Annotated in this window: 11 protein-coding genes; 7 read left to right on the top strand and 4 right to left on the bottom strand. The window is 70.5% G+C overall.

Going from position 1 to position 11,468, the window contains the following annotated elements:
• Positions 1-26: 26 nt before the first annotated feature.
• The 3 genes from ABD810_RS39770 to ABD810_RS39760 all read right to left on the bottom strand — a co-directional run bounded on the left by ABD810_RS39770 (position 27) and on the right by ABD810_RS39760 (position 3,369).
• Complete coding sequence (locus tag ABD810_RS39770) at positions 27-1,469, bottom strand: RNA polymerase sigma factor (RefSeq protein WP_344953287.1); 1,443 nt, start codon at positions 1,467-1,469, stop codon at positions 27-29.
• A gap of 274 nt (positions 1,470-1,743) precedes the next feature.
• Positions 1,744-2,100, bottom strand: coding sequence for a hypothetical protein (locus ABD810_RS39765; protein ID WP_344953284.1), 357 nt, complete (start codon positions 2,098-2,100; stop codon positions 1,744-1,746).
• A 78-nt stretch (positions 2,101-2,178) separates the two neighbouring features.
• Positions 2,179-3,369: an AMP-binding protein gene (locus tag ABD810_RS39760; RefSeq protein ID WP_425567052.1), complete on the bottom strand. Its 1,191-nt coding sequence runs from the start codon at positions 3,367-3,369 to the stop codon at positions 2,179-2,181.
• A gap of 87 nt (positions 3,370-3,456) precedes the next feature.
• On the opposite strand from ABD810_RS39760, the gene menB reads away from it, so the two are divergent.
• The 3 genes from menB to ABD810_RS39745 all read left to right on the top strand — a co-directional run bounded on the left by menB (position 3,457) and on the right by ABD810_RS39745 (position 6,709).
• Positions 3,457-4,278 (top strand): 1,4-dihydroxy-2-naphthoyl-CoA synthase, encoded by an 822-nt coding sequence (menB, locus tag ABD810_RS39755; protein WP_344953796.1) that lies wholly within the window; start codon positions 3,457-3,459, stop codon positions 4,276-4,278.
• Positions 4,279-4,355: 77 nt separating this feature from the next.
• Complete coding sequence (gene menD, locus ABD810_RS39750; protein ID WP_344953281.1) at positions 4,356-6,017, top strand: 2-succinyl-5-enolpyruvyl-6-hydroxy-3-cyclohexene-1-carboxylic-acid synthase; 1,662 nt, start codon at positions 4,356-4,358, stop codon at positions 6,015-6,017.
• A 32-nt stretch (positions 6,018-6,049) separates the two neighbouring features.
• Positions 6,050-6,709 (top strand): DedA family protein, encoded by a 660-nt coding sequence (locus ABD810_RS39745; protein WP_344953278.1) that lies wholly within the window; start codon positions 6,050-6,052, stop codon positions 6,707-6,709.
• Here the strand turns inward: ABD810_RS39745 and ABD810_RS39740 are convergent.
• Positions 6,676-7,416, bottom strand: a complete 741-nt coding sequence (locus ABD810_RS39740; protein WP_344953275.1) for a GntR family transcriptional regulator — start codon at positions 7,414-7,416, stop codon at positions 6,676-6,678. The genes ABD810_RS39745 and ABD810_RS39740 overlap by 34 nt on opposite strands.
• Before the next feature lie 183 nt (positions 7,417-7,599).
• Here ABD810_RS39740 and ABD810_RS39735 point away from each other — a divergent pair, with 183 nt between their 5' ends.
• The 4 genes from ABD810_RS39735 (at position 7,600) to ABD810_RS39720 (ending at position 11,453) form a co-directional block, all read left to right on the top strand.
• Complete coding sequence (locus tag ABD810_RS39735) at positions 7,600-8,271, top strand: hypothetical protein (RefSeq protein WP_344953272.1); 672 nt, start codon at positions 7,600-7,602, stop codon at positions 8,269-8,271.
• Between the two features lie 232 nt (positions 8,272-8,503).
• Positions 8,504-9,499: a sugar ABC transporter substrate-binding protein gene (locus ABD810_RS39730; protein ID WP_344953269.1), complete on the top strand. Its 996-nt coding sequence runs from the start codon at positions 8,504-8,506 to the stop codon at positions 9,497-9,499.
• Between the two features lie 23 nt (positions 9,500-9,522).
• Entirely contained in the window at positions 9,523-10,530 is a 1,008-nt protein-coding gene (locus ABD810_RS39725) for an ABC transporter permease (RefSeq protein ID WP_344953793.1), read from the top strand.
• Positions 10,527-11,453, top strand: coding sequence for an ATP-binding cassette domain-containing protein (locus ABD810_RS39720; protein WP_344953266.1), 927 nt, complete (start codon positions 10,527-10,529; stop codon positions 11,451-11,453). The genes ABD810_RS39725 and ABD810_RS39720 overlap by 4 nt, the downstream gene beginning before the upstream one ends.
• Positions 11,454-11,468 lie beyond the last annotated feature (15 nt).

Raw genomic sequence — 11,468 nt, 5'->3', positions numbered from 1 at the left:
TCGCGTCGTCGGTCCTCGCCGGCCTGTCAGCTTGCCCAGTCGAGCAGGGGGCGGGTGTTGCTCGGGTGCCGCAGCTTGGACAGCGACTCCTTCTCCAGCTGCCGGATCCGCTCCCGGGTCAGCCCGAGGTGCTTGCCGATCTCGTCGAGCGTGTGCGGCTTGCCGTCGACCAGGCCGAAGCGCAGCGCCATGATCTTGGCCTCGCGCGGGGTCAGGTTGCCCAGCACGCCCCGCAGCTCCGCGCCGAGCAGCTGCCGGTCCACGACCTCGGAGGCCTCGGGGGCGTCGACGTCCTCGATCAGGTCGCCGATGGTCGTCTCGCCGTCCTCGCCGATGGTGGCGTTGAGGCTGATCGGCTGGCGGCTGGTGCGCAGCAGCTCCTCGATCTGGTCCGGCGTCTTGTCGAGCTCCACCGCCAGCTCCTCGGGGGTGGGCTCGCGGCCGAACCGCTGGTGCATGTCGCGCTCGATGCGCGACAGCTTCGACAGCAGCTCCAGCACGTGCACCGGAAGCCGGATCGTGCGGGCCGAGTCGGCGAAGCCGCGCTGGATCGCCTGGCGGATCCACCACATGGCGTAGGTGGAGAACTTGTAGCCCTTGGAGTAGTCGAACTTCTCCACCGCGCGGATCAGCCCGAGGTTGCCCTCCTGGACCACGTCGAGCAGCGCCATGCCGCGGTCGGTGTACTTCTTGGCGACCGAGACGACCAGCCGGAGGTTGGCCTCCAGCATGTGGTTCTTGGCCCGCCTGCCGTCCTCGGCCACCCACTCGAGGTCGGCGCGCCGGGCCGGGGTGAGCGTCTCGGTCAGCAGCTTGTGCTCGGCGTACAGGCCAGCCTCGATGCGCTTGGCCAGCTCCACCTCCTCCGCCGCGGTCAGCAGGGTGCGCCGGCCGATCGACTTCAGGTAGGTGTGCACCGAGTCGCCCATGACCGAGGACTGGTCGTCCAGGTCGAGCGTCTCACTTTGGATCTCGTTCTCGTCGGGCTCGGTCCAGCCGTCCTCGGCCTCGGAGCCCGGACGGTCGTCCTGGCCCGGGGATGCCTTGACCGTGGTGGGGGCCGGCGCCGCCTCGGCCGTCTTGCGAACGGTCCGGCGGGTGGTGCGCCGCGGCCGGGTCTCGACGGTCCCCTCGGCGGACTCGGCCGTCGCGGTTTTCGCGGAGGTCATCGTCGTGCCTGTCATTGCGCTCTTCGCGGTAGTCTTCACTGTGCTGCTCTTACGGGCCTTCCTCGCCGGGCTACCGGCCCCCGATCCGGACTCGGTCTCCGTGGCCAGGTTCACGCCGGCCTCGGTGAGCTCGCGCAGGATCGAGCGGCCCTTGGCCGGGCTGATCCGTGCCGACGAGAACGCCTCGCGGAGCTCCACGAGGGAAAGGTGACCTTGCGCTCGTCCTCGGTCGATGACCTGAGCGAGAGTCGTCGGGGTCGCCTCGCGCTCAGTCGAGGTCGCCACGGCAGTTCGGGGCATGAGCACACCTCCTCCGTCACGGAGTCGTCTTCTGGTCGATGGGGTGGCGCGGCGTTCGGCGGTTCGGCGCACCAGTATCAATAACGCCAGACGGCGTGGTTTGTTCCCGCTGGCCGTATGGCCATTGTGTTCCGCCTCCTGATCGTCGCGCTCGTCCTGCCTGGTCGTACCACCTCTGCCCGAGATCGGGGACTCGACACGGGCGATGGCGGGCCGGGACGACGAAAGGCGGGCCGCCCTCTCGGCGACCCGCCCGGTGAGACCTTCGGCTTGGCTAGTCCTTCGGCTTCTTGTCAGGGGTCAGTACCGGGATCGGGAGCGGCTTGGCGCTCTCCATGCGCTTCTCGGTCCAGAACTCCGCGACCTTCTTCGGGTCGGGGTTGATGTTGTCGTTGGTGACGACGAAGTCCTTCGGCGCCCGGGTCGGTTCCGCGTTCGCGGGGACGTCGGGGCCGGGAATCTGGCCGGGTGCCTCGCCTGGGCCGTAGGTCTTGGAGCCTTCGGTCTCCTGGCTGACCTTGTCGGTCTTGTCCACCCGTCCCGACGCGGCGGCGGCCGCGACGGAGATACCCCCGGCGAGGATCACACCGATCACTCCGGTGGAGATCCACATCTTGCGGGTTGGGTTCATCAAGGCGTCCTTCCTAGATCCAGCTGTCTGTATGACGTGCCGGATACGGCTTCCGGTTCCCTCGACGCGACATTGTGGTCAAGAACCATCCCCTTTGCCAACAAAACCGGAAATATCCCGACGTATTGCTACGAGATCGTGTTTGCCGTTGGGCAGCACCGGAAACCGTTCCCGCAGCGCCAGCGACCGGGGAGCCGCGTAGACCGGCAATCGCGCCTTCACCAGGGCGCGCAGCTCACCGAGGTCCGGGGGAGAGGCCGGGTCGGCGGCCACGACCACCGCGACCACCTCCTCACCCCATTCCGGATCGGGCCTGCCGACGACCACGGCCTCGCGGACCGCCGGATGCTGGGCGAGGATCCCCGCCACCACTCCGGCCACGACCTTCTGCCCCCCAGTATTGATCACATCGTCGGCGCGGCCCAGCACCCGCACCCGTCCCTCCTCGATCACGCCCACGTCGGAGGTGAGATACCAGCCGCCGTCGAGGGCGGCCGCGGTCAGATCGGGGCTCAGCCGGTATCCGGAGAACAGCACCGGCCCGGCCAGGCGTATCCGCCCGTCGGCCCCCACCTTGGCCTCCACCCCGTCGAGCGGCACACCGTCGTACACGCACCCGCCGCACGTCTCGCTCATCCCGTACGTCGTGACCACCCGCGCTCCCGCGTCCCGGGCGGCGGCCAGCAGCCCGGCCGGCGCGGCGGCCCCGCCGAGCAGGATCGTACGGAACCGCGACAGCTCCACGCCGGAATCGATCATGCGCCTGAGCTGGGTGGGGACCAGCGAGACGTGGTCGGCTCCGCTGCCGGCCACCGCGCCGGGGGAGAAGCGCCGGTGGATCAGCGGCTCTGAGCCGCTCAGCAGCGACCGCACCAGCACCTGCAGGCCGGAAACGTGGGAGGGCGGCAGGCAGCACAGCCAGCGCTCACCCGGCGCGGCGGCCAGCCGGTCGAGCGAGGCCGCCGCCGACGCGGCCAGCGCGGCGGCCGGGAGCTGCACGCCCTTGGGGGCGCCCGTGGAACCGCTGGTCGCGATGATCACGGCGGTGTCACCGCTCGCCGGCACCCCGCCCGGCGAGGGCCGCACCCCCTCGGGGGTGACCACGTGGGTGGGGCGCAGCGTCCGGATCATCGCGCGCAGGGCCGGGGCGGGCAGGTCGGGCGCGAGCGGGAGCAGGGCGGGACCCCCTCCCTCGAGCGCCTCGCGAACCATCTCGAACAGGGCGGGACCGGGAGGTAGAACCACCGCGTGCACAGGACGCTCACTCACGGTCGTAAGGTTAGTCCCGTTGGGAGACCCCCCGCCCGTGACCTCGGCCGGGCGACCCCGCAGGTGAAGTGAGGAGCGAGTGTGACCGTGAGCACTGTCGACTGGAAGCGGTCGGGTGACTATGAAGACATCATCTACGAGACCGCCGAAGGCATGGCGAAGATCACGATCAACCGTCCCGAACGGCGCAACGCCTTCCGGCCCACGACGCTGTTCGAACTGCAGGACGCCTTCACCAACGCCCGCGACGACGGCGACGTAGGTGTGATCATCTTCACCGGCGCCGGCACCGAGGCCTTCTGCTCGGGCGGCGACCAGAAGATCCGCGGCGACGACGGCTACATCGGTCCTGACGGCGTCGGCCGCCTCAACGTGCTCGACCTGCAGATCCAGATCCGCCGCCTGCCGAAGCCGGTCATCGCCATGGTCGCCGGGTACGCCGTGGGCGGCGGCCACGTGCTGCACGTCTGCTGCGACCTCACCATCGCCGCCGACAACGCCATGTTCGGCCAGACCGGCCCCAAGGTCGGCTCCTTCGACGGCGGGTACGGGGCGTGGCTGCTCGCCGAGACCGTCGGCCTGAAGAAGGCCCGCGAGATCTGGTACCTGTGCCGCTTCTACAACGCCCAGGAAGCCGCCGACATGGGGCTGGTCAACAAGGTCGTCCCGCTCGAGGAGCTCGAGGCCGAGACCGTCCAGTGGTGCCGCGAGATGCTCGACAAGTCCCCGCTGGCGCTGCGCATGCTCAAGGGCGCGATCAACGCCGTCAGCGACGGAGCCGCGGGCATGCAGCAGTTCGCCGGTGACGCCACCCTTCTCTACTACATGAGCGAGGAGGCGCAGGAGGGCCGCGACGCCTTCAAGGAGAAGCGCCGCCCCGATTTCTCCCGCTTCCCGCGCCGCCCCTAGATGAAGGCTCTCCGCGTACCCACGATCACGTGCCCCCGGGGGTCGTCCGCCCGGAAGGCCGCGTCCGGGGAGGGCCGGTGAACCCCGCCACGGCCCTGTCCGGTGTCCTGATCGACGAGCTGGCGCGCTGCGGCCTGACCGAGGTGGTGCTGGCCCCCGGCTCGCGATCGGCCCCGCTGGCCGTCGCCGTCCACGGCGACTCGCGGGTCCGCCTGCACGTCCGCCTCGACGAGCGCTCGGCGTCCTTCCTGGCGCTCGGCCTGGCCCGCCGGTCCGAGCGGCCGGTCGCGCTGGTGTGCACCTCCGGCACGGCCGCCGCGAACTTCCATCCGGCGGTGATCGAGGCGCACGAGTCCGGCGTGCCGCTGCTGGTCCTGACCGCGGACCGGCCGCCGGAGCTGCGCGACACCGGTGCCAGCCAGACCATCGACCAGATCAAGATGTACGGCTCGTCGGTCCGCTGGTTCAGCGAGGTCGGCGTGCCCGAGGAGCGGCCCGGTCAGGTGGCCTACTGGCGCTCGCTCGCCGGCCGGGCCTACCAGCGCGCCCTGGGCCCGCGCGACCCCGGGCCCGTCCACCTCAACCTCGCCTTCCGCGAGCCGCTCATCCCCGACGGCGACTCCACCTGGTGCGAGCCCCTGGACGGGGACGCCGGCGGTCCCTGGGCGCGCGCCCGGCTGGCGCCGCCCTCGGCCGGCCTGCACGTCCCGCCCACCCGCCGCGGCGTGCTGGTGGTCGCCGACGGCGCCACCAACGTGCGGCGCTACGTCGCCGCCGCCGGCATGGCCGGCTGGCCGGTGCTGTCGGAGCCCACCGGCGGTGCCAGGTACGGCGACCACGCCATCTCGGCCTACCACTTCCTGCTCGGCACGCCCGAGTTCGCCGACGCCCACCGCCCCGACGTGGTGGTGACGCTGGGCCGGCCGAGCCTGTCGCGCCCCCTGCTCTCGTGGCTCAAGGGCGCAGGCGAGCACGTCGTCGTCACCCCCGACCTGACCCGCTGGCCCGACCCCACCCGGTCGGCCACCCAGGTCGCCGAGGCCGTGGAGATCCCCGTCGCGGCCGGGGACGACACCTGGCTGCGGTCCTGGCGTGCGGCGGAGTCGGCCGCGCGCGAGGCGGTCGACGCCCTCCTCGACGACTCGGGGCTGAGCGAGCCGCGTCTCGCCCGCGATCTCACCGAGGCGCTTCCCAACAACGCCCTGCTGTTCTGCGGCTCCTCGATGCCGATCAGGGATCTCGACCAGGCCATGCGGCCCCGGCGCGGCCTGCGGCTGATGGCCAACCGCGGCGCCTCGGGCATCGACGGGGTCGTCTCCTCGGCCATCGGCGCGGCGCTCGCCCACAACGGGCCCTCGTACGCCCTGCTCGGCGACCTGACCCTGCTGCACGACCAGAACGGCCTGATCCTGGGCCCCCGCGAGCCCCGCCCGGATCTGTGCCTGGTGGTCGTCAACAACGACGGCGGCGGCATCTTCTCCCTGCTGCCGCAGGCCGGTCTGCCCGGCCCGTTCGAACGGGTCTTCGGCACCCCGCACGGTGTCGACCTGTCCTACCTCGCCGCCGCCACCGGCACGCCGTACACCCTGCTGTCCTCGATCGACGACCTGCCCAAGGCCATCAGGGGCGAGGGTGTGCGCATCGTGGAGGCCAGGACCGTCCGGGAGGACAACGCCCGCCTGCACGTGGCGATGCGTGAGGCCGCCCAGGAAGCGGTCCGCTCCCTTCCTTTTCCGTAAACAGCCCCAACCCACGACATAGGGTGTGAGCCATGCATGTCGAGGAATGGCTTCAGGCGATCCCGCCCGTCTGGATCTGCGTGATCGTTGGCGTCGTGATCGGCCTGGAGAGCCTGGGCATCCCGCTGCCCGGCGAGGTCGTCCTCGTCAGCGCCGCCCTGCTGTCGGCGCAGCACGTCGTGGACCCGCTGTGGGTGGGTGTCTGCGCGAGCGCCGGCGCCATCGTCGGCGACTCCATCGGGTACATGATCGGCCGCAAGGGCGGCCAGCCGATGTTCGACCGCCTCGGCAGGCGCTTCCCCAAGCACTTCGGCCCCGCGCACATCGCGAAGGCCAAGACGGTCTTCGACCGGTGGGGCATGTGGGCGGTCTTCTTCGGCCGCTTCATCGCCCTGCTGCGCATCCTCGCCGGACCGCTCGCCGGCGCGCTGCACATGCCGTACTGGCGTTTCCTGGTCGCCAACGTGCTCGGCGGCATCACCTGGGCGGGCGGCACCACCGCCGTGATCTACTACCTCGGCATCGTGGCCGAGAAGTGGCTCAAGGGGTTCTCCTGGGTCGGCCTGGTCGTCGCGGTGCTGTTCGGCATCGGCACGACGCTGTACATCAAGCGCCGGGCCGCGCGCGTGGCGGAGCCGGAGGCGCCCGACGAGGCCGATCAGCGCTCGATGAGCGTGACCTCAAGCGAGTAGTGCGAGGCGCGGTAGACATGGGAGCCGTGCTCCACGGCCCTGCCCTGGTCGTCGTAGGTGGTGCGGATCATCGTGAGCAGCGGCGCGCCACGGCGCTCGTCCAGCAGGCGCGCCTCGGCGGGGGTGGCCGCGCGGGCGCCGATGCGCTGGTTGGCCACGCGCATGCGCACGCCCGCGGCCCGCAGCAGTTCGTACAGGCCACGCTCCTCCAGCGCCTGCGGCGACAGGGGCCCGAGCCCGGCCGGCAGCCAGTTGTGCAGCAGCGCCAGCGGCTCGCCCGCGGCGTAGCGCACCCGCTCGACCCGGAGCACATCGGTGCCCGCCGCCACGCCGAGGACGGCGGCGATGTCCTCATCGGCGCCGACGGGCTCCAGGGAGAGCACCCGGGTCGTCGGCTCCTGCCCGGCGCGGCGCAGGTCGTCGTACAGGCTGGTCAGCTCCACCGAGCGCTTGACCTGGCCGTGCACCACCTGGGTGCCGACGCCGCGCTTGCGCACGAGCAGGCCCTTGTCGACGAGATACTGGATGGCCTGGCGGATCGTGGGGCGCGACAGCCCGAGCTGGTCGGCCAGCAGGATCTCGTTGTCGAGCCGGGATCCGGGGGCCAGGTCGCCGCGCCTGATCGCCTCGGCTATCTGCTCGGCCACCTGGAAGTAGAGCGGCACCGGGCTGGAGCGATCGAGGTCGATGTCCAGTCGAGTGCCCATGCCTTCTCCCGGCTCGGTGACTGATCGCTTACGTGACGAGGCTAGCGGACATCAGAATGTCCTGACAAATATCGATCCTGGTGAACCGGGTGTTCAGTGGGGCCCGGGCCAAGGATGGCCGGGAGGCTTTCTCACACTCCGTGGTGTATCCACCGCGCACCGTCACGATCAACGATAATCTCGGTGACGGAGGTGATGGGGGTGGCGATGGCCGACCTTGAGGAGCGCGTTACCGACATCGAGCTGGAGCTCGAGCGGTTGCGTGCGCAGACCCGGGCGACGGCATTCATAGCAGGTGAGTCGACCAGCACGTCACAGGCCGCTGGTTCACTGCATCTGCTGGTGCTCCGGGAGCTCAGAGAGGTCAGGACGCTCCAGACCGAGCAGACACTGACCCTGGCCGAACACTCGAAGACCCTGGACGGCCTGACGACCAAGGTGGACGACCTCGCCGAGACGGTCGACGGGCTCACGGTCAGAGTCGACGGTCTGGCCGAGACGGTCGACGGGCTGACGGTGCGGGTGGACGGTCTGGCCGAGACCGTTGGCGGGCTGACGGTGCGGATGGACGGCCTCACCGAGAGGGTGGACGGTCTGGCCGAGACGGTCGACGGGCTGACGGTGCGGATGGACGGCCTCACCGAGAGGGTGGACGGTCTGGCCGAGACGGTCGGTGGGCTGGTGTCGAAGGTGGACGGGCTCGTGGTGACGGTGGGGCGGCACGCGGAGAGGCTTGACGAGCATTCACAGATCCTGAACGAGCACACGAGCATCCTCAACACGCACTCGAAGATCCTCAACGAGCACACGGCGACGCTGGCGGAGATCCTGCGGATCGTGCGCGGCCTGAACTGACGTCACATCCTGCGAAGCCCGGTGAGACCCCTCTCACCGGGCTTCTTCGCGTGAAGTCCCAGGTCAAGACCTCCGCCATCCTTACGAGGGCAGGTGAATATGTCCTGACAAAGCCCGGCAAAGGTAAGCAGTACATCACGATGTCACGACAAACAATTGACAGGGAGGTTACGTGAGGTTACAAACCTGGAATGCGGCCGACCCGTCCCACGGGACGGCACGGGAGGTTTCCATGATGCGAGTCACACGATTGATCACAGCGGCGGCGCTCGGAGCGCTGGTGCTGAGCGGTTGTTCGAACAGCGATGGGGGTACGCCCGCGGCGGGCGCCCCGGCATCGTCGGCGGCAGGGGAAGGAGGAGGCCAGAGCGGCGGCACCTTCGCGGTGATCACGCACGGCGCGCCGGGAGACTCCTTCTGGGACGTCGTCAAGAACGGCGCCGAGGCGGCCGGCAAGCAGTACGGCGACAAGGTGACCTACCAGGGCGACGGCGACCCCGCCAAGCAGGCCCAGCTCATCGACCAGGCGATCAGCGAGAAGGTCGACGGCCTGGTGGTCTCCATGGCCAACCCCGACGCGCTGGAGGAGGCCATCGGCAAGGCCGTGGCCGCCAAGATCCCGGTCGTCACCATCAACTCCGGCGCCGACAAGTCCAAGGAGTTCGGCGCGACCACCCACGTCGGTCAGTCCGAAGAGGTGGCCGGGCGCGGCGCGGGCGAGCAGCTCAAGGCCGAGGGCGTCACCAAGCTGCTCTGCGTCATCCACGAGGCGGGCAACGTCGGCCTGGACCAGCGGTGCGGCGGCGCCACGGCGACCCTCGGCGGCACCGTGGAGCGCCTGCAGGTGGACGTCAGCAACCTCGCCGACGCCACCTCCAAGATCAAGGCCAAGCTCCAGACGGACACCTCGGTCAACGGCGTGCTGACCCTGAACCCGGCCGTCGCCGTCGCCGCCCGCGACGCCATCAAGGACGGCGGCTCCAAGGCCAAGCTGGCCACCTTCGACCTGTCGGCCGACGTCGTCGACGCGATCGAGGCGGGCGAGGTCCTGTTCGCCGTCGACCAGCAGCAGTACCTCCAGGGCTGGCTGCCGATCACCTTCCTGCACCTGTACAAGTCCAACCTCAACACCGTGGGCGGCGGCCTTCCGGTCAACACCGGCCCGGGCTTCGTCACCAAGGACAACGCCGCGCAGGTCGCCAAGCTCGCGCAGAGCGGCACGCGGTGAGCAGTCTCGCCGCCGACGAGCGGATGGCGGGCGCCGGGCTGATCCGGCGCCTGCTGATCCGCCCCGAGCTCGGTTCGGTGGTCGGCGCGATCGCCGTCTTCGCCTTCTTCTCCTCCCAGTCGGCGGTCTTCCCGTCGGCGAACGGAGTGGCGAACTGGCTGGATCCGGCCTCCACGCTGGGCATCATGGCCGTCGCCATCGCCCTGCTCATGATCGGCGGCGAGTTCGACCTGTCCGCCGGCGTGCTCACGGGCACCACGGGGCTGGTCATGGTCACCCTGGCCACCAAGTACGGGTGGAACGTCTGGGCCGCGATGCTGGCCGGGCTCGTCCTGGCCCTGCTCATCGGGTTCGCCAACGGCCTGCTGGTGGTGCGGACGAAGCTGCCCAGCTTCATCGTCACCCTCGGCACGTTCCTCATGCTGCAAGGGCTCAACCTGGGCGTCACCAAGGCGCTGACCGGCACCGTGCAGGTCAGCGGCCTGCGCAGGGCCGAGGGCTTCGAGGGCGCGCGGGCACTGCTGGCCGGCTCGATCACGGTCGGCGGCGTGGACTTCCGCGTGGCGATCTTCTGGTGGCTCGGCGTCACGGCGCTGGCCACCTGGGTCCTGATGCGGTCGAGGGCCGGAAACTGGATCTTCGCGGTCGGCGGGAACGAGCAGGCGGCCAGGGCCGTCGGCGTCCCGGCCGCCCGTACGAAGATCGCCCTGTTCATGACCACGGCCGTCGCCGCCTGGCTGGTCGGCTCGATCATGGCGCTGCGCTTCACCTCGGTCCAGGCCAACTCCGGGATCGGGCAGGAGTTCATCTACATCATCGCGGCGGTGATCGGAGGCTGCCTGCTCACCGGCGGGTACGGCTCGGCGATCGGCGCGTCCATCGGCGCGGTGATCTTCGGGATGGCGGACAAGGGCATCGTGTTCGCCGGTTGGGACGCCGACTGGTTCAAGTTCTTCCTGGGCGGGATGCTCCTGCTGGCGACGCTCGCCAACCGCGTGGTCCGCCGCTACGCCGAAGAGGTGCGACGATGACCCCGCCACTTCTCGAGGCGCGCCAGGTGGGCAAGGTCTTCGGCAGCGTGATCGCGCTGAAGGACGTCTCGATGCTCGTGCGGGCGAGCGAGGTCACCTGCGTGCTGGGCGACAACGGCGCCGGCAAGTCCACCCTGATCAAGATCCTTTCGGGGGTGCACGGCCAGGACAGCGGCGAGTACCTGCTCGACGGCGTCCCGGTCCGGCTGAGCGGGCCGCGTGAGGCCCTGGACCGGGGGATCGCCACGGTGTACCAGGACCTGGCGATGATCCCGCTGATGTCGGTGTGGCGGAACTTCTTCCTCGGGTCCGAGCCGGTGACCGGGCCGTTGCGCCGCTTCGACGTGGCCCGGGCCAAACGGGTCGCGCGCGAGGAACTGCGCAACATGGGCATCGACATCAGGGACGTCGACCAGCCGGTCGGCACCCTGTCCGGCGGCGAGCGCCAGTCGGTGGCCATCGCCCGCGCGGTGTACTTCGGCGCCCGGGTGCTGATCCTGGACGAGCCGACCTCGGCGCTCGGGGTCAAGCAGGCGGGCGTGGTGCTGCGCTACATCGCCCGGGCGCGTGACCGGGGCCTGGGGGTGGTGTTCATCACCCACAACCCCCACCACGCCTTCCCCGTCGGCGACCGGTTCCTGGTGCTCAACCGGGGCACCAGCCTCGGGCAGTTCGACAAGGCCGACATCACCCGCGATGAGCTGACCTCGCTGATGGCCGGTGGTGCGGAGCTGGACCAGCTGGCTCACGAGCTCGGCCGCGACGGCCCCGTGGAGGCCGTGCCGCACGACGGTCCCGCCGAGGCCGTGCCCGACGACGGCCCGGTGCCCGGCGGTGGTCGGGTGGCCGAAGGTGATCCGGTGCCCGATGCCGGCGGCGGCTCGGTGCCGGAGGGCGGTCCGGTCCGCGAGGGCGGGCGGTGACCCCGTAGCGATTCG

Source organism: Sphaerisporangium flaviroseum, from assembly GCF_039537005.1.
GTDB lineage: Bacteria > Actinomycetota > Actinomycetes > Streptosporangiales > Streptosporangiaceae > Sphaerisporangium > Sphaerisporangium flaviroseum.
Note: the sequence above shows the minus strand (reverse complement) of the source record. Positions and strands in the feature narration are given on the sequence as shown.

What these genes read in the sequence shown, in the direction of transcription:
- ABD810_RS39770 (WP_344953287.1), bottom strand. Translation starts at nt 1,469, where the DNA reads ATGCCCCGAACTGCCGTGGCGACCTCGACTGAGCGCGAGGCGACCCCG.
- ABD810_RS39765 (WP_344953284.1), bottom strand. Translation starts at nt 2,100, where the DNA reads ATGAACCCAACCCGCAAGATGTGGATCTCCACCGGAGTGATCGGTGTG.
- ABD810_RS39745 (WP_344953278.1), top strand. Translation starts at nt 6,050, where the DNA reads ATGCATGTCGAGGAATGGCTTCAGGCGATCCCGCCCGTCTGGATCTGC.
- ABD810_RS39740 (WP_344953275.1), bottom strand. Translation starts at nt 7,416, where the DNA reads ATGGGCACTCGACTGGACATCGACCTCGATCGCTCCAGCCCGGTGCCG.
- ABD810_RS39730 (WP_344953269.1), top strand. Translation starts at nt 8,504, where the DNA reads ATGATGCGAGTCACACGATTGATCACAGCGGCGGCGCTCGGAGCGCTG.
- ABD810_RS39725 (WP_344953793.1), top strand. Translation starts at nt 9,523, where the DNA reads ATGGCGGGCGCCGGGCTGATCCGGCGCCTGCTGATCCGCCCCGAGCTC.
- ABD810_RS39720 (WP_344953266.1), top strand. Translation starts at nt 10,527, where the DNA reads ATGACCCCGCCACTTCTCGAGGCGCGCCAGGTGGGCAAGGTCTTCGGC.